Source organism: Okeania sp. KiyG1, from assembly GCF_014132355.1.
Lineage (GTDB): Bacteria > Cyanobacteriota > Cyanobacteriia > Cyanobacteriales > Microcoleaceae > Okeania.
In genome coordinates this window covers 177,889-196,325 of the sequence record NZ_BLZO01000118.1, presented here as the reverse complement: position 1 = coordinate 196,325, position 18,437 = coordinate 177,889, and the positions used below count along the sequence as shown (strand labels likewise).

Genomic DNA, 18,437 nt, shown 5'->3' with positions numbered 1-18,437 from the left:
GTTGAGCTACATTGTTTGCTTGGTATTTGTCAGTCATAGCTAAGATTTTTAATTTTTACTAATATGCTGATTAAGTAGGGTGTGTGACGGGACACTTACCATTTCTGGAATAATGGTTGGCTTTATGTCTCAGGCACCGCGTGCTGTAGGAGGTGTGGTTTAAATAACACACTTCACACCCTATGTAGTTTAATATTTATTTGACAAATATTCTCTAATAGGCCAAAGAGCTTGAATTTATCTTTTTCTGTCAATTAGTTTAAATTTTACATTGTAACACTTTTCAGGATTATAAGTAATATCATGTCCGGATAATTAGTAATAGACATCTCCAGAAAAGAGGGAATAGGGAATAGGGAATAGGGAATAGGGAATAGGGAATAGGGAACCCACCCCTAACCCCTCCCAGGAGGGGAGTAATTGATAATTTCTGTACGATAATTGATTTTATTTTTGATTTTTGGAGATGTCTAATGAAAAAACTTTCTCCTCTTCTTCCCTCTTTTTCCCTCCTGACTCCTGACTCCTGACTCCTGACTCCTCCTTGATTATTGATAACTATTCAACCGGACATGATATAAATATCAAATTTTGTAGAAATCAAAGGTGAGCTAAGGGTAAAAGTAACCTACTTTCAACTAAACCACTTTCTTGTAAATTTAACTCCAGTTCTCCTCCCATTTGTTGAATTACTCGCCTACAGATAATTAAATGCTTGCCTGGAGGCGAAACTAATGGAGAAGGTTCTAATACATCTGGGATAGAAGTGGAGTTAAATTCTGTTATTAATTTTGAGCTAATCTTACCTGTATCAAGGATAAAAATTTCTAACCATTCTTCATCTAAAGTTTGGCATTTAATCTCGATTTTTCCTCTTGTTTGAGAACGACGACAGGCACTAATCAAAAGCTCGTAAACAACTAATTCTAATTTAATACTATCTCCATAAATATTCAAATTTCCTTCCCGATGAACTTCTAATTGCAGTTGTCTTTTCTTAACTTGGGAATCAATACGAATGAGCGATCGCCTCAACAAATTAGCTACAGATACAACATCAAAATTTGCTTGTAAACGCCATTTTTCTTGCTTCAATAATGAAGTAGTAGATGATAAAACATTCCCAATTTGCCGTAGTAATTGCTGATAACGTAGATTTGTCAACACATTTTTCTGTTGGGCTGGATTTTCTGATGGAGTATAATTCAATTCACTTAACTGTTTAAAACCAGAACCAACAGTACGGTAAAGTTCTTCTAAACGCCTTTGTTTATACCAATTCAACCACTCTAGTTCCTCTCGCTGAGATTCCAAAGTAGTCTTGACTATCAAATAGCGACGCGACCATGCAAACTGAGAAACCAAATGAGTCAATAAATTTTTCAGAGTTTCAGTAGGAGAATTTTGTGGTTGTGGCACTTCTGTTTTTTGCCATAAAACTTTGTGAGGGTCTGCAAGTAATAATATACCAGTTGGCTGATGTTCAACAGCAGTACGCAAAGCAGTTGCAATGACCTGACCGCTATGAAGAATATTGAGCCACCGTAGAGTTTTTGCTGGTACATCACTCACGCTCAGATGCAACCAACCATTTGTGGAAATTATTTGTTTAATCCAAGAATCAGTGCGAACTGGTATCGAAATTTTGTCAGTGCTAGTAATATGAGACTCAAGATAACTGTAGCTCATAACTCTACCTGTTTGTGATACTGGATACCAGGTAATTAAACCAACTAGGGGAACAGTTTGCAGGTTTATCTCTGCTATTCCCACAATTGCTTGAGCAATAAATTCGAGAAAATTTCGTTCGAGATGGTCCAGTGATAAATTTCCTAATACACTCTGTTCTCCCACTGGTTCCAAATTTTTCACTTCTTGTAATAATAAGGAGTTGGAAGAATCGATCGATATTTTTGTTGAATTTGTGGGTATTGTCGTTGGTTGTAAAGTAGTTAAACCAGACTGAAGATATTGCGTATATTGCTGCTGCTTGTTGATTATCTGATTAATATGTTTTTGATGCAGGAGAAAACCTAACTGCTGACTAACAATTTGTACTAATTCTCGTTCATTGCGACTCCAGGTGCGAGGGATTTCATCGCCAATAATTACGAGTCCTTCAGGTTGGTTGTACCGATCGCCTTGATTTTTTTGTAATAAATTCTTCTTGTTCCTGTTGCCCAGTTCCTATTGTGTTGCACAACAGAAGAGAACGTACTCCTAGTTTCTCAAAATTTTCCTGCCAAGCACCCAATATATTACTTTCTGACCAATTTTCAATGCCTACTACTTCAGTATTTCGGCCTAACAAGGTCATATCTTTCTTGCTGAGGGGGGGGGTAGAGAAGTTTTGACTGTTCGACTTAGGGTAGAACGATTTTGATAAACAACTTCAAACTGTCCTCTGTTGCAGATAGCCAACATAAAATATTTAGTACCTAAGCGCTGAGATATTTTTTCTGCTGTTGTTTTTAGGGTTTTTTGCCAATCATCATCACCGTAAATAGCACGAGTTATCCCTGCTGTTAAGGTTTGGTCTAATTTAGCTTGACGAATTTTATCCTCCATTTCTGAGAGGGGAGAAGTTAAAGCTAGCAGTTGACCTACTCCTTGCAAATAGTTTTTTTCATCATCTTGCCATGGACGGTTGTGTTGTTCTTCTACGGCAATAAATCCTAATAGTTCGTCTTCTAAGATAATTGGTGCTGCTAATACGGAAGTAGCTCTAATTTGTCTGGTAAGTCTGCGAGTAATATCGCTGTCTACAGAAGTGTGATATTCTCCGATGCAAATAATTTGTCCAGTTAATAGCACATTATAGAATTCACCTAAGTCTTGCAATGTAATGCCAGAAGCAGGACGTTTAAAGTCGCTCCATTCTACTATTACTTGATGATTACTCGCACGACGCCAAAAATAGCGTCCATTGGGATAATACCAGTAAATATTTGTGCGGGATGGCTGTAAAAATTTATGAGTTATTTCTGCAACTGTTTCGAGGCGTCGGTCTAGGGTTGTTAATTTTCCTAATTGAGATAGCAGTGAGAGTATTGGTTCATCAGGTCGTTTTGCTTGTTGCTGTTGCCATTCTTTTTCTATTTTTTGTAATGTTTGCCCTAGTTCGCCCCAAATTAAAGATAGTAGTGCTTTTTCTGCTGACTCTAAAGAGCTTCCCCACTCTTGTGAACCCATTAAGGCAATACCAAAACATTTTTCTTTGTCATGTATAGGAAAGAAAATTGTACCTTTAATCTGATAAGTTTGTGCTATTTTCACCCATTCCCCAACTTGCTTTTCTGCCCTTAAGTCAGCAACTTTAATTGCTTTTTTTTCCAGTAATACTTGTTCTAATATATCTCCATGATTTATTGTAAATTTTTGTTTGAGAGCAGAAATTTCACCATTGGGAGTAATTCCTCCTTTGCCTACTATTTTATTTGCTAATCGATCGTAAAAACATACCCAAATCAAACAACAATCAAATTCTGACTGGAGATAATTGATGACTTTTTTAATGAGGATATCTAAATCTTCTTCTTCTCTAATTGCTCTAATTATGCTTTCTAAAGCAATCAGATTATTATGATTTTTTCCTGATTCATTTTTTTTGAACATCGATGGATTATCCTCATTATTTAATAGTTATTTTGAGAAGATAAGAAATAGATTCTAGTATGTCAGTTTAATTAGTTTATTAGCGACCTAAAACTTTCTATTTCTATGCTCTATTCCTTGATTTATGACCTCATAACCCATATTCGCCACTCCCTATTACTGTTTATTTATCAGTATTTAACTGGCCATAATATTCTCAATATTTTTTACTAATATATATAGTGTTTTTATTTGAGATGTAAATATAGATTGAGGTTTTTTATCAAAAAAAAGTACGCCGATAAATTACCTTATATCCTTGTGTTTGCTACTATTTAATGCTGTTTTCCCTCCTTTACTATTCCCTCCATACCTTTTTCATCGCACTTGGTCTCCACATCCCAGATAAAAACGCTATATTAACTTTAGATAAACAATTATTAATAAAATATCTTGTTTTTGGCGATCGAAAAGAGAGGTTGTATTAAATTATCTTGTTGAAACCTTGCATATCTCTACTCTTTCTACTGTTTCTTTCATTTATCAGTAATATTCAAGTTCACTCGCTCTAAATGATATATTGACGATCAAGAACTAATTAGTATGCTTCGATCGCAAAGAGTCCTATCATATTAATATTATACTCGATCAAAATTTGAGTTTTCATGGCGTTGGTGAAAAGATGTATAATATCATGTCCGGATCGGAGCGGGATAGAACTCCGTTCTGCACTCCGCGTTAACGTGCGTTGTGCGCCAGCAAACAAAAAACTTTCTCCTTCTATTCCTGATTTCTTTTTCTTTCTTCCCTCCCCTCCACGGTCGGGGGAGGGGTTAGGGTGGGTTGACTCTTAAGTAATTAAGATTAATATCATACCCTAATTTACCAACGCCCATTTTTAGTTTTTAATTGTCAACTACCATTGAGAATAAAGTGTTAAATATTTATCGTTCTGTCATATTTCCGACTCTATTTTCTGTATTAAAATCCGATCCAGAATGGGTACATCATCAAGTCCTAAATATTCTCAGTTTTATGGATACTAATTCCTCTAGTAAACTAATAAATGGGTTGCAGACAATGATGCAACAATCTTTATGTTTTGAGGATACTCGCCTAGAACAAACTTTATGGGGATTAAACTTTAAAAATCCTGTGGGTTTAGCTGCAGGATTTGATAAAGATGGTGTGGCCATTAATGCCTTGCCTCAATTAGGTTTTGGGTTTGCTGAACTTGGTACAGTTACTCTTCATGAACAACCGGGAAATCCTCAACCAAGATTATTTCGTTTGCCAATAGATCGAGCTGCTTTGAATAGAATGGGATTTAATAATCAAGGTGCTGCTGCTTTAGCTATGAGATTACAATCTCAAGGAAAAAATATTCCAGATACTCTCAGCATACGGGAGAATAATTATTATTTTAATCGTAATTTTTTCCTTATGGTATAAATATTGGTAAATCCAAGATAACATCTTTAGAGGCCGCAGCAACCGATTATTTAGGTAGTTTTAGATTGTTAAAAAATTGGGGTGATTATTTTGTCGTCAATGTTTCTTCTCCTAATACTCCGGGGCTACGTTCCCTCCAAAATGCTGAAAATTTAAGTAACATTTTAGCAGATTTACAAGGAGAAAATCAAGGCATTAAGCCAATTTTAGTTAAGATTGCACCAGATTTAGAAAAGGAAGCGATCGCTTCCATACTAGACCTAATTCAACAATATCAAATTTCTGGAATTATTGCCACTAATACAACTATTTCTCGTGATGGATTAAAAACTAAAATTATTGCTAAAACTGGTAGACTTGTCAGTGAAGAAGCAGGTGGAATTAGTGGCGCGCCATTAACTCAAAGATCGACGGAAATAATTAAATTTATCTGGCAAGAAACTCAAGGAAAATTACCAATTATTGGTGTAGGTGGTATATTTACTGTAGAAGATGCTTGGGATAAAATTACTGCGGGGGCAAGTCTAATTCAAATTTACACAGGATGGGTCTATCAAGGACCGGGAATGGTTAAACAAATTCTCCAAGGATTATTGCAAAAGTTAGATGAAAGAGGATTAAATTCTATTTCTGAAGCAATTGGTTTGGCACATCAAAAGTAAATCAAAAGTCAAAAGTCAAAAGTCAAAAGTTAAAAGTTAAAAGTTAAAAGTCAAAATTAATATAAGTTGATGTTTTTGACACTTATATCATGTCCGGATAATTAGTTCAGGACTTACGCAAATTGACTGTTAAACCACCATCTGTAGGGGCGAATGGCATTTGCTAACGCAAAGCTCCGAATTGCGCCCTCACTGGATTTAGTGTCTCTGCGTAAGTCCTGTAGTTATAAAAAAACTTTCTCCTTCAACTCCAGTTGTTCTTCTTTCTTCCCCTCCCCTCCTGGGATGGGTTAGGGTGGGTTGGGAGGGGAGGGGCGAGGGGTGGGTTGACTCCTGAGGACTCCGTAGTTATTTATTTATCACTGTTTAACCGGACATGATATTACATATATATGGGTGCGAAAACGAATAAAGGGATGTTTTATAGAACCTCCCTTTCAAGGTGACTCGAAATATCTCTCAATAAACATAGCGTTTCTCAACCTAATGAGGTACACCTATCTTTATTTGTCTTCTATTCCCTATTCCCTGTTCCCTGTTCCCTGTTCCCTAGAACCAAAAAATTTTGTACCTCACTCTTTTTGGGAATTGCTATACTATTTATTTTTTAATTAATTATTGCCTATGTTACCTAAATTATTTTTACTCAATCAACGCTTAATTTTTCTAGCTTTAATATTAACAATGCTACTAATTCCTCTAGCTTTAAACATTTATGTCAGAATAGCGACAAGCAAATATCGATACAAAAACCCGGAAGAAGTGCCAGAGCAACCAATTGCTATAGTTTTTGGGGCCGGAATATGGGAAGATGGTACTCCCACACCAATGTTAGCGGATCGAGTACAAGGAGCCGTTAATTTATACAACATTGGTAGTGTAAAAAAAATTTTGATGACTGGTGACAATGGCACCCCTGATTATAATGAAGTCAAGGCAATGGAAGAATATGCAATTTCCCGTGGTGTATCTGTTGATGATATTACTTTAGATTATGCTGGTTTTAGCACTTATGAAAGTTGTTATCGTGCTAAAGAAATATTTGGCATTACCCAAGCAGTTTTAGTAACTCAACGTTATCATTTACCTCGTGCAGTTTATACCTGTCGTCAACTGGGAGTAGATGCTACAGGTTTAGGTACGCCAGATTGGGGAAAGTTTAGAAATGATTCCATGAGGCGTTATTCAACCCGTGAAATTTTGGCAGTATTAAAAGCATTATGGGAAGTTCATATTACTCGCCCTCGCCCTACTTTTTTAGGACCTTTTGAGGGAATTAGTTAAGAATTTAGAATTTAGAATTTAGAATTTAGAATTGGGAATTTAGAATTGGGAATTAGGCATTTAGAAGTAATATCATGTCCGGATAATCAGTGATAAAAAACTTTTTCTCATGAGCGCCTTTTCTTCCCTTCTGCCTCCCCCTCCAGGGAGGGGTTAGGGGTGGGTTGCCTCCTGCCTTCGGACCTCCAAAGTGTAAGTATTCAACCGGACATGATATAAGCAGTTCCTCCGGAATGCTGCGCAAACAGTCGTCAGCTATTAGCCATTAGCTTCAGACTTTCCAGATTAATTTTAATAGGAGAAAAAATGGTTCTTTATCTTGATTCAGCAATAGTAACAGAAGCTAGAGTTGCCAGTAAATTTGGTTGGATATCTGGTGTGACAACTAACCCTACTTTGTTAGTAAAAAGCGATTTGTCTCCAGAAGCTACATTAAAAGAACTTTCAGAAATTGTTTCTGGAGAACTATATTATCAACTTACTGCTACTAATTTTGATGACATGATGGCAGAAGCGAAAGCTGCATCGAAATTAATTGGTCATAAAATAGTTCTGAATATTCCGGCAACTGCCACTGGTTTTCAAGCACTATCTCATCTGTATCGAGAAATTAGTTGTTCTGTCACTGGAATATATCATCCCGCTCAAGCAGTAGTAGCTGCAGAAGGGGGTGCTAAATATGCGATCGCTTATGTTAACCGGGCAACAAGATTATTGGGAGATGGTTTAAAGTTGGTACGGGAAATGGCTGAGGTAGTGCAGGGTAGCGGTACAGAAATTTTAGCAGCAAGTATAAAATCTCCTGATGAAGCTGTGGCCACTTTATTGGCAGGTGCTAATCATCTGACATTACCATTTTCTGTGTTAAAAGCAATGACTACCCAGGAGTTATCAGAGCAAACTTTTAAAGAGTTTAATGAAAAAGGTAAGGGAATTATGTATTAAATAAGCTATCAGCTATCAGCTATCAGCTATCAGCTCAAATCGGCGGGTTGAAGTCCCCCAAGCTTATTTGAAAAAGCGCGTGGTGTGCCTGTAATGGGGGTTTGAGTCACCCATAATATGCCTTTAGAGCTGACCGCTGACCGCTGACTGCTGAGTGCTATTTCAATTTAAACTCTTAATTTTTAATTCTATCAAACAGGAAGTCGTATTATGGAAAGAATAAATTATTCTCAACTTATCCAAAAAATTATCACCGAACATTCAGTTAATGATGGAAAAAATAACACAGAAATTCAACTTATTTTTGACACCAAACGCCATCATTACCAAGTCTTAAATATTGGCTGGAAAGAACAAAAAAGAATCTATGGTGTGATTATTCATGTTGATTTAAGAGATAATAAAATATGGATTCAAAGAGATGGAACAGAAATCGGAATTGCCAATCAGTTAATAACTGCTGGAGTTCCTAAAAAAAGATATTGTCTTAGGATTTCATGCCCCCTATAAACGTAGTTTAACTGAATTTGCTGTTAGTTAGTAATTGAGAGCTGAACAACAAATCAGTGAAATACTTCCTTCTTCTGCTCCAAGACTGGTTGAATCTTTTGCCACAACCACTTAGGTATAGTGTGGTGGTTTTCATAGACTTGGGAAAACTGTTGCTCTATTTCAAAAAAGTATTGTTCTACATAATCTTCACCTTTTGATTTTGAAGTTATATTTAACTAAAAATCAAAATTTTCTATTGAAGTAACTTTTTAGAATAAGCAAACTTTACCCAAGTAGGATATTCTGCCATTAATATATCGTAAAGCTCGTCATCGGAAATACTTTCTGGGTCTTCTACATTAAAGAAAGTTGCATTGTCAGTATAACCCTTCATTTCATCAAGTTTTTCCAGAAAGCTAAAATCAGTAGCTAATGCTTTACCCACAAAACCTGAAAGTCCTTCTCCAGAAACATCTTTCCGTGGCTTACCAATACCCATAAACTGCCAAAAAATTGGCTCAAAAGACGACCATTTTAACTGGTTTTGTGTTTCCTCTTCATCAGAAGTTGCCCCATCAGTGACAAACATTACATAAATTGGTTCATCTGCAGCAAAAGGAGAATCTCTACTATCGCCATTTCCCTCTGGAAAATAGAACTTTCTAATCATTTTCATGACTTTGCCATAATAAGTTCCTGCTTCTAGACGATGTTGTTGTTCTATGTTAGGAATAAAATCTTGGAAGTTACCTAAAGTCATTTCTCCTACCCGATGAGGATTTTGTCCAAACAGAAAAATGTCTATAGAACCGTTATCATCGAACCGACATCCTAGAGCTAATATTTTTTCTGCTAAAGTTTGAATTTTACCAGATGAATAAAGGAAGGACATCGAGCCAGAAATATCTAGGCAAAGTGCAACTTTAGCCTGATGATTTGTTAGATTTGCCTTAAGGATTGAAATATCTGCTTTTTTAGCAAGATCGATTAATCTGGGAGCATCTCTTTCAATTTTTTCTAGAGATATGGGCATAATTTTTATGGCGCTACGCACTAGGGAATAGGGAATAGGGAATAGCAAACTGTAAAAGGGTTTTAGGATTAAAAAAATGTCCGCGCCCAATTCTTGTAGTGCTATAATTGATTAAGTTTAATTAAACCAAAAAATATTATTCATTGATTGCCAAATTCCTAACTTTACAAACAGTCTCTAAAAGCAATAGCTGATGGCTGAAGGCTGACAGCTGAATGCTTACGATTTAAGAGGCATATTTATCAACAAATCCTTGTAAACCAGAGTTATAACCTTGTCCGACAGCTTGGAATCTCCAATCATTATCTTTGCGATAAAGTCTGCCAAATTCCAAAGCTGTTTCTCGTGAAAAATCTTCTTCTAATTCATATTTAGCTACTTCTTCTTCGGTGGTAATATCGTAGATTCTAATAAAAGAATTTCTAACTTGTCCAAAGTTTTGTCTTCTGGCATCTGCTTCATGGATAGTCACTACAAATACTATTTCTTGAATAGCTTGGTCTACTTTTGTTAAATCAATTTCTATTACTTCATCATCTCCAGAACCTTCTCCTGTTCTACTATCTCCTGAATGTTTGACTGAACTATCTGGTGATATGAGATTATTGTAGAAAACAAAGTATTTTTCTGCCGGAATTTTTCCATTAGCTCCTAACATAAATATAGAGGCATCTAAGTCAAAGTCTGCTCCTGTATCTGTAGTATTTACATCCCATCCCAAGCCAATACCTGCTTGTTTCAAATTAGGAGATTCTTTGGAAAGATTTACTCTTTCACCTTTGCTTAGATTAATAGACATAATTTTCTTCTTGCGTAATTTTGTTGGCTAATTTTTATTATACAGGAATCTTCAAAAATTTAGAATTTAGAATTCAGAATTACCTCTTCTTATAAAGAAAAGGTAATTATTAAGTAAGCATTTCCTTCGGAATGCTGCGCAAACAGCAGTCAGCTATCAGCTATTACTTTTTGAGGCATAATTTATACTTGCTATAAAAGCAAAAGCTGGCTGAAACAGTCTATTACCCCTTCATGAGAGCTAACAGCTGACAGCTAATAGCTGAATGCTTACATTATTAATTATTAATTATTAATTATTAATTATTAATTATATTTCCTGCTTCCTGATTAACAAATTGTAAAGTATAACCTTCTTTATAGTTAGTATCTGGCTTGACTATTCCAGCCTCTACAACAGCATCAAAGAATGATTTCCATCGTTCATCGGTCATCGCACCAATACCTTTTGTGGCAGCATCTCCAGAAGTAATAATGCCATATTCTTTCATTTTTTCTAAGCTATAAGCTAATAACTCATCTGTCATTTCTGGATTATCTTTTTTGATTAATTGATTAGCTGGTTCAGGATTTTCTAAATAACTATACCAACCTTTAATTGAAGCATCGACAAATCTCTGCACTAAATCAGGATTTTCTTCTACCATTTTTGTTGTTGTTGCTATAGTAGTAGCGTAAGGTTTATAACCGGCATCTGCTAATAACATAACTACAGGTTTAAAGCCTCCTTTTTGCTCAATTGTAAAAGGTTCGGAGGTTAGATAACCTTGTTGAATTGAGTTTTTATCTAGTAAAAATGGAGCTACACTAAAATTGTAAGGACGTCTTTGGTCGTCTGTATAACCAAACTTAGCTCTAAGAAACGACCAGTAACCTTTTTCGGATAAAGGGGATACTAAAATCGGCTTGCCTTTTAGTTGTTCTAAAGAGTCATTTCCGACTCCTGGATGAGCAATTAATACTTGAGGGTCTTTTTGGAAAATAGCTGCAACTGTAATGGTAGGAATTCCAGCTTCTACAGAATTAATTGCCTCTATACTAACCCCCATATAAAAGTCAATTACTCCCCCTACTAATAGCTGAGTTCCATTCACTTGAGCATTGCCCATTTTAATAGTAACATCTAATCCATAATCTTCATAAATACCTGTAGCAATTGCTTGATAAAAGCCTCCATGTTCGCCTTGAGCATACCAATTAGTTCCATAGGTTACTTTGTCAAGATTTTTGTTATTTTTAGCAGTAGAATTGGAGTTATCAGGAGTAGCACAACTTGTTAATATGCTGGTACTAATAGCGAGGCTACTATACTGAATAAATTGACGACGATTAATATAATTCATCTTTTTCAGTTATCAGTTATCAGTTAACAGTTATCAGTTATCATTAGTTGATAGCTGACAGGTAAGCATTCAGCAGTCAGCCAGCCTCCTATGGTCGGAACTGCGGACTTCAGCTATCAGCTATTGCTTTTAGTTTAGGATCAAAGCAATATTTAATTATCTTACTACAAAAGTTACCGAATAATTAATAATTAATAATTAAATAATTCGCGCCTTGAAGCCTCCCCTTGATCGGGGAAATAAGCGGTTGAGGGATGGCGAGGGAACCTCGCCATATCCAATCAACCAAGAGAAGAAATAATATTTCCTTATATTCAATTCCGTAACGGTTAAAACCCGAGGTAATTATCAATTATCCATTATCAATTATCAATTAATGAATTCCCTTGCCCTTAAAGTCAGTTGTTAATTTAAACACTGTCCTTAAGGAGAAAATTTTGTTGCTGAAGTCCGCAGTTCCTCCGGAGGAGGCTAGCTGACAGCTAATAGCTGTTTGCGCAGCATTCCGCAGGAAATGCTTACGCTGACAGTTTTTTCAATTATCAGTTATCAGTTATCATTTGTTGATAACTGACGGCTGAATACTTAGAACTAATATTCATTTGAATACTAATCTAAAAAGTCACATTATATGACTATATAAATGTTCATTTGAGTTATAGGATATTATACTATATTGGCGATAATTATGTAATACATTTTCACATTCTTTTCAGAAGGTTAAACCTGCTTGAAGTTATATTTTGTTGAATTATGCTATGCTTATTTTCATCAAAACAAATAATATAATTATTATCTCAAAGTTAAGAAAAATGGCAAAGCATAAGCATATTGTATTAACCTCTCATCCTGGTCCTGCCGACAAAAAACCAATTCCCGTGCAGTGGGGCGCTCAAGACCCCATAGAGCGGGGACCTGCGATCGGGTCTTTGAGTAATCCTAACCATCGTAATGTCATTGGTACTCATTCCGGTTCTTATGCTGTTTATCGTGCTTTGGCGATCGCTTCTGGTAAACTACAATCAAATCACCGTGCTGATTTAACAAATACTTCTCCGGTAGCACATATTGGCCCTCATCCGAGCTGGTATGACCCCGATAAAATTGTCTGTCTCGATCCTTGGGGGGCGGTGGTGGAAGAGGTATTTGCGTCTTACTATGAACAGGGATATAACATCCTACCTACTATTGCAATCACGAAGGCAAATATTAATATGCCAGAATTACAGGATGCTGTTGCTAAGGGTGTATTGAAAGTTGATGGCAATATTGTTAAAGATAATGGTAATTTATTGGTAACGAAAGCAGCGATCGACCCAGTTTGGCATTTGCCAGGAATTTCTAAACGACTGAATGTGGAAGAAAGTGACTTGCGTCGGGTGTTGTTTCAACAAATGGGTGGAATGTTTCCGGAGTTGGTAACGCGCCCAGATTTACATTTGTTTTTGCCTCCTATTGGTGGTACGACAGTATATATAGTGGGAAATGTTGCTGATGTTGCTGACCCCACAAAAAAATTGGCAGTCAGGGTTCACGATGAGTGTAATGGTTCGGATGTTTTCGGTTCTGATATTTGTACTTGTCGCCCCTATTTGGTGCATGGTATTGAAGTTTGTATTCAGACAGCGCAGGAGGGTGGAGTGGGTGTGATAGTTTATTTTCGTAAAGAGGGAAGAGCGTTGGGAGAGGTGACTAAGTTTTTGGTTTACAATGCTCGGAAAAGACAGGAAGGAGGCGATCGCGCAGATGCTTATTTTGCTCGGACTGAATGTGTAGCGGGGGTACAAGATATGCGGTTTCAGGAATTGATGCCAGATGTTTTGCATTGGTTGGGTGTGAGTAAGATTGACCGTTTGGTGTCGATGAGCGATATGAAGTATAACGCTATTGTTAATTCTGGTATTGAGATAGTGGAGCGAGTACCTATTCCTGATGATTTGGTGCCGGAAGATGCGCAGGTGGAAATTGCGGCGAAGAAAGCGGCGGGTTATTATACAGATGGAGAGGTGCCGGATGAGAATGTTTTGTCAGAGATTAAAGGCAGAAATTTAACTGATTAAAACATGGAAGAATCATTTACAGGACTTACGCAAATTGACATTTAAAACACCATCTGTAGGGGCGAATGGTATTCGCCCTCACTATATGTAGAGTGTCTGCGTAAGTCCTGATTTATCCAAGCTGCGGGAAGACATTTACATGATGCGGAAGTTTTGCTCGCTCGACATCGTTGGGATAATGCAGTTTATTTGGCGGGTTATGTGGTAGAATGTACTTTCAAAGTTCTAGTAGAGCAATGTATTGACAATAAAGATTGTCAAAAATTCGGTCACAATTTAACAGAACTTGAAGGTCAAAGTATTGAAAGGTTGCGGATAATTTATCCTATTCTTGATTCTCAACTGTCAATTTCCCGGACAAACGGAACTGTTTTAACTGACTATCATCCACAGCGACGTTATTTTAGGTCTGGTTTGTGGAATGAAAAGCAGGCAACAGAAGCAGTTGAACGAGCAGCGGAAATCTATAACGAAATTATTCCCAGACTAATTTTGGATGGTAGGATATCTATAAGCAATTCCCACAGTTATGAAGTGCATTTATGATCCCCCTAAATCCCCCTTAAAAAGGGGGACTTCCAGTTCCCCCCTTCTCAAGGGGGGTTAGGGGGGATCTCCATAACTGTACCTCACGAGGTTGGGAAATGCTATAGCAAGGAACTTTAAATGATTGATATAACTTTCGGTGAAACATTTGACAAAGTACAAGAATGTTTTGAGGAATCTTCCATAAAAGACGAACTAGAATCAATAACTATCATTCGGGATGTTAAGGGAAAAATTCGGCTTTTCTTGGAACCTCTGGAAAATAGCAATCTGGAAAAGGATATCCTAGACGATCTGGAAAAATCTCTCGATCGCAAACTCGGTCCCTACTACGGTAAAGATATTTGGTTACCACAAGGGGAAAAAGATGGTTATAAAAAATTGATAGATGTCATCCGGGAAGAAAGAGTTATCGCAGAATGGGATGATGAAAGTCAACCTTGTTGGTATGTGTTAGAGCGTCATGTTGCTAAACAAGCATGGACAAATCAAAAAGAAGTTGAGCTTCCTTGGTCTCAGGAAGTAGTAGATAAAGGTTATAAACCAGCAATAGTTTCATTTTTTTCCTTCAAAGGTGGAGTTGGTCGCACCACAACATTAGTAGCAACTGCTCTGACATTAGCTCGTCACGGTTATCGAGTAGCTATAGTTGATTTAGATTTAGAATCTCCTGGTATATCAACTATTTTTTTTCCAGATACAGAGGAGAGTTTTCCAGGGGCGATCGATTATTTGTTAGAGAAAAATATCCAAGGTAAAAATTGGAAACTCAGCACTCATTTGCAATTAGTTAACGATCCAATATTGTTAGGAGATGTAGAAAAAAGTTTGCCTATACTGACTGCAGGAAATGTAGATAATAACTATCTGGAAAAGTTGGCAAGACTTGATTGCCAGAATTTACTCGATTTCAATAACCCACTGTTAAAAACATGGCATGATATGTTTAAAGAACTGAATGCAGCAGCAAGAAAACTAGACTTTATTTTGCTGGATACTAGAACAGGATTTCACGATATTGGTGGGTTGGCGATCGCTGACTTATCCCATGCAGCAGTCATTTTTGGCACTCAATCTCGTCAAAGTTGGAACGGTTTAACTCATGTTATTCGTCGTCTAGCAAAACCTTTAGCTTCTAAACCGCTGCCAGTATTACTCATCCATGCTTTAGCTCCGGGATTAGATGTAAAATGGTCAGAACAGGAACTTGGAGCTTTTCGAGAGAAAGCTTACATTGTTTTTAAAGAGCATTACTATAGGGAAGATGTTCCTAAATCGGATGATCGAGAAGCTAGTTTTTATCCAATAATTATAGATTGGCAAAGTGAGTTGCGTAGAGAAATAAGTTTATTTAAGCGAGATTCTACTCCGGAGGAAGATAGTCGTTTGTCATATCTTATTGATGTTTTAACAGGTAAACCTTATCAACAACTTGCAGAAAGACTTTGCAGTATTTTTCAGCGTAAATTGAATAAAGAAAATTAGGTATAAAAATGACTAATTTTAATAAAAAAAGCTATTAGAAATTATGGCTAATGTTGCAGCAGGAAGAGGTGTAGCGGAACATGAAAGTAATGATGAAAATATATTCCTCAAAAATTTTTTACCCTTACCTAGCTACCGAATGGCTTTGGAAGTTGACACACTTTTAATATTAGGTGACAGAGGTGCTGGTAAAACAGAATTTTTTCGTTTATTAGCAAATTATTCTGGTCGCCAAGCTTTAGTAAAAAATTTAAATGTTAGAGGTTTACCCCCTTTAGAAACAACAATATGGATTGCTGGATCTGGTCGTAGTAAGACTGGAGAAAGAAAATTTCCTGCACCATATATCGCAGAAAAGTACATGAAATATAGGGATAGAATTGATTGGCGGATTTTTTGGATCGGATTGATATTAAGAGTAATATTTCAGGAAGAAAAAGAATTATCAAGTCATAGTTGGGTTGAGGAAATACCAGAGGAAGCTCGTAATAGTTTAAATAACAATTTATTATTCCTTTCCGACTGGTTTCCAGATGTTCAGGAGAACTTTGAAAGTATCAACTATGCTTTGGATAAATTAGATGAGGAATTATTGGCAAGCGTTCGCTGGTTATTTATCACTTATGATGAGCTAGATCGAATTGTTCTTTCTTATTTAGAACTTGCCGCTCCTATCGCTGAACTATTAGCATTTTGGCTAGATAGATGGCGTCGTTGGGAACGAATTAGACCCAAAATATTTCTACGCACAGATTTATTTCGACAAGATTTTTTAGGATTTCCAGATGCTTCTAAATTCAGAGGATATCAAGTTAGTTTAGAGTGGGAAACTTCATGGTTATATCAGGTATTTGTGAAGCGTTTGGCTAACTCTGGAGAAGAAATGAATGATTATTTACAAATAGTTCCTGGTTTAATTTCAAAAAAGGATGAAATATTGGGTATATTGCCAGCATTAGATGAGTCTTGTTTTGAATTATTAATGGAAAAAATAGTTGGGGAATGGATGGGAGATAATGCTCAAGAAAGTTACACTTATAAATGGATTCCTAATCACCTTCAAGATGCTAAAAGGAGAATTGTTCCTCGTTCTTTTTTAAAGTTATTCTCTTTAGCAGCAGAACGTAGATTGAAAAAATTTGAGGAAAAGGATTTACCAGAAAATCGCTTATTAGAACCTTCTGATTTACAAGTAGCTTTAATGGGTACTTCTAAAGATCGAATAGAAGAACTTACGCTGGAAGAATATCCCTGGTTAGAAGCTCTTAAAATAGGTCTTAAAAATCTCAATCTTCTAACTGAGGAAGAAAATTTTCTGAAGATACTAGAAAATACAAAATGGCATCAAGAACCTCCTTCTAGGAAACCTCAAGAAATTTTAAAATACTTAGAAGAATTAGGCATTGTGGAAATTCGTCGCTTAGATCGGCGAATTAATATGCCTGATATTTATAGATATGGTTTTGAAGTTCAACGCAAAGGTGGTATTAAACGTCGGAAGTTAAACAGTTAAAATCAAATAATTATTTTCTCTTTCTGAGTTTTGTCAAAGATTAAGGGAAGGGAGTTGTCTTGAGGTGGTTATTAGTTAGCAGCGATCGGGTGGCATTTAAAAATGGTTTGGAAAAAGTCTGATATTGTTTTTTAAGGAGATATTTGATTATGTCTAGGGATAAAATTAACAGTTTAATTACTGAAGGAAATATTCTGAATAGTTTGGAGCTAATGAGTAGGGATGCTGATGCTTTAATGGAGGAGGATAAGTTTGAAGAAGCATTGGATTTATGGGAAGAAATTTTGGAGTTTGAGTTTGATATTGTGATGAGTTTTGTTGGTTGTGGTATTGGTTTTCTGGCAGTGGGTAAAGTTGATGTTTCTTTGGGTAGTTGGGAAAAAATTGTAGGGCTTAAATCTAATTTTATTAACAATATTTGTGGTTATGCTAATGCTTTAACGAAATTAAATAGGGCGGAAGAAGCATTACCTTTTGCTAAAAATGTTCTAGCATTTGAATCTGATAATGTTGTAGCTATTATTTGCTATGGTAATGCTTTAGTGAAGTTGGGTAAAGTCGAAGATTCTTTACCTTGGTTTGAAAAAGCAACGCAATTAAAACCGAATAATGTTAAAGCTATCAATAAATATGCTAATGCTTTAATAAAGTCAGGTAAGATAGAAAAATCCTTACCTTTATTTGAAAAAACTCTAGAAATTGAGCCTAATAATGTTAAAGCTATTACTAGCTATGCTAATGCTTTAATTAAATTAGATAGATTGGAAGAGTCTTTCCCTTTTTTGATAAAGTTATACAACTGGAAGCTGATAATGTTCTAACTATTAATTACTACGCTAGTGCTTTAATTAAGTTAGAAAGAGTAAAAGAATCTTTACCTTTATTGGAAAAATCTCTAAAACTCGAACCTGATAATGTTATAACTATTAGTAATTATGCTAATGCTTTAATGAAATCAGGTAAAACTGTAGAATCTTTTCCTTTTTTCATAATATCTCTACAAGGGATTATTGGCTATGCCAATTATTTGATAAAATCAGGAAAAACCCAAGAATCATTACTTTGGTTTGAACAAGCTCTAAAACTAGATCCTGATAATATTGATGCTATTTTTAACTATGCAAATGCGTTAATAAAGTTAGAAAAAATCGAAGAGTCTTTACCTTATTTAAAAAAGCTTTACAGCTTAAGCCTAATAATGTCAATTTTATAAGCAGGTATGCGGATGCC

At 36.0% G+C, this 18,437-nt stretch carries 15 protein-coding genes and 2 pseudogenes; 11 read left to right on the top strand and 6 right to left on the bottom strand.

Annotated features, from left to right (window positions below; translation table 11 throughout):
* Window positions 1-600: 600 nt before the first annotated feature.
* The 3 genes from SAGCYANO_RS28715 to SAGCYANO_RS28705 form a co-directional block, all read right to left on the bottom strand.
* Window positions 601-1,872, bottom strand: a complete 1,272-nt coding sequence (locus SAGCYANO_RS28715; RefSeq protein WP_237396808.1) for an ATP-binding protein — start codon at window positions 1,870-1,872, stop codon at window positions 601-603.
* A 247-nt stretch (window positions 1,873-2,119) separates the two neighbouring features.
* Window positions 2,120-2,317 (bottom strand): hypothetical protein, encoded by a 198-nt coding sequence (locus tag SAGCYANO_RS28710; RefSeq protein WP_202223182.1) that lies wholly within the window; start codon window positions 2,315-2,317, stop codon window positions 2,120-2,122.
* Window positions 2,314-3,615, bottom strand: a complete 1,302-nt coding sequence (locus SAGCYANO_RS28705; RefSeq protein ID WP_202223181.1) for a GAF domain-containing protein — start codon at window positions 3,613-3,615, stop codon at window positions 2,314-2,316. Before SAGCYANO_RS28705 ends, SAGCYANO_RS28710 begins: the two co-directional genes overlap by 4 nt.
* Before the next feature lie 912 nt (window positions 3,616-4,527).
* Here SAGCYANO_RS28705 and SAGCYANO_RS28700 point away from each other — a divergent pair.
* The 5 genes and pseudogenes from SAGCYANO_RS28700 to SAGCYANO_RS50755 all read left to right on the top strand — a co-directional run bounded on the left by SAGCYANO_RS28700 (window position 4,528) and on the right by SAGCYANO_RS50755 (window position 8,478).
* Window positions 4,528-5,708, top strand: a pseudogene (locus SAGCYANO_RS28700) (quinone-dependent dihydroorotate dehydrogenase).
* A gap of 624 nt (window positions 5,709-6,332) precedes the next feature.
* Entirely contained in the window at window positions 6,333-6,992 is a 660-nt protein-coding gene (locus tag SAGCYANO_RS28695) for a vancomycin high temperature exclusion protein (RefSeq protein ID WP_202223180.1), read from the top strand.
* A gap of 306 nt (window positions 6,993-7,298) precedes the next feature.
* Complete coding sequence (locus SAGCYANO_RS28690) at window positions 7,299-7,937, top strand: transaldolase family protein (RefSeq protein WP_202223179.1); 639 nt, start codon at window positions 7,299-7,301, stop codon at window positions 7,935-7,937.
* 210 nt (window positions 7,938-8,147) lie between these two features.
* Window positions 8,148-8,366: pseudogene (locus SAGCYANO_RS28685) on the top strand (element excision factor XisI family protein); the annotation flags it as partial.
* Between the two features lie 28 nt (window positions 8,367-8,394).
* Entirely contained in the window at window positions 8,395-8,478 is an 84-nt protein-coding gene (locus SAGCYANO_RS50755; protein ID WP_375340013.1) for an element excision factor XisI family protein, read from the top strand.
* Between the two features lie 204 nt (window positions 8,479-8,682).
* Here the strand turns inward: SAGCYANO_RS50755 and SAGCYANO_RS28680 are convergent, their stop codons facing one another.
* The 3 genes from SAGCYANO_RS28680 to SAGCYANO_RS28670 all read right to left on the bottom strand — a co-directional run bounded on the left by SAGCYANO_RS28680 (window position 8,683) and on the right by SAGCYANO_RS28670 (window position 11,603).
* Window positions 8,683-9,462, bottom strand: coding sequence for a VWA domain-containing protein (locus SAGCYANO_RS28680; RefSeq protein ID WP_202223178.1), 780 nt, complete (start codon window positions 9,460-9,462; stop codon window positions 8,683-8,685).
* A 226-nt stretch (window positions 9,463-9,688) separates the two neighbouring features.
* A complete protein-coding gene (locus SAGCYANO_RS28675; protein ID WP_202223177.1) occupies window positions 9,689-10,261 on the bottom strand; it encodes a TerD family protein in 573 nt (190 codons plus the stop codon).
* 298 nt (window positions 10,262-10,559) lie between these two features.
* The gene (locus tag SAGCYANO_RS28670) at window positions 10,560-11,603 is read right to left on the bottom strand and encodes an ABC transporter substrate-binding protein (RefSeq protein WP_202223176.1); all 1,044 of its coding nucleotides are present in this window, start codon (window positions 11,601-11,603) and stop codon (window positions 10,560-10,562) included.
* A gap of 812 nt (window positions 11,604-12,415) precedes the next feature.
* Here SAGCYANO_RS28670 and SAGCYANO_RS28665 point away from each other — a divergent pair.
* From SAGCYANO_RS28665 to SAGCYANO_RS28640, 6 genes are all read left to right on the top strand, one after another.
* The gene (locus SAGCYANO_RS28665) at window positions 12,416-13,663 is read left to right on the top strand and encodes a GTP cyclohydrolase II (RefSeq protein ID WP_202223175.1); all 1,248 of its coding nucleotides are present in this window, start codon (window positions 12,416-12,418) and stop codon (window positions 13,661-13,663) included.
* A 114-nt stretch (window positions 13,664-13,777) separates the two neighbouring features.
* Complete coding sequence (locus tag SAGCYANO_RS28660) at window positions 13,778-14,209, top strand: HEPN domain-containing protein (protein WP_202223226.1); 432 nt, start codon at window positions 13,778-13,780, stop codon at window positions 14,207-14,209.
* 120 nt (window positions 14,210-14,329) lie between these two features.
* The gene (locus tag SAGCYANO_RS28655; RefSeq protein WP_202223174.1) at window positions 14,330-15,694 is read left to right on the top strand and encodes a KGGVGR-motif variant AAA ATPase; all 1,365 of its coding nucleotides are present in this window, start codon (window positions 14,330-14,332) and stop codon (window positions 15,692-15,694) included.
* 43 nt (window positions 15,695-15,737) lie between these two features.
* Window positions 15,738-17,207, top strand: a complete 1,470-nt coding sequence (locus SAGCYANO_RS28650; protein WP_202223173.1) for a P-loop ATPase, Sll1717 family — start codon at window positions 15,738-15,740, stop codon at window positions 17,205-17,207.
* A 149-nt stretch (window positions 17,208-17,356) separates the two neighbouring features.
* On the top strand, window positions 17,357-18,028 hold the full coding sequence (locus tag SAGCYANO_RS28645) for a tetratricopeptide repeat protein (RefSeq protein WP_202223172.1): 672 nt from the start codon (window positions 17,357-17,359) through the stop codon (window positions 18,026-18,028).
* Window positions 18,029-18,090: 62 nt separating this feature from the next.
* Window positions 18,091-18,420 (top strand): tetratricopeptide repeat protein, encoded by a 330-nt coding sequence (locus SAGCYANO_RS28640; RefSeq protein WP_202223171.1) that lies wholly within the window; start codon window positions 18,091-18,093, stop codon window positions 18,418-18,420.
* Window positions 18,421-18,437 lie beyond the last annotated feature (17 nt).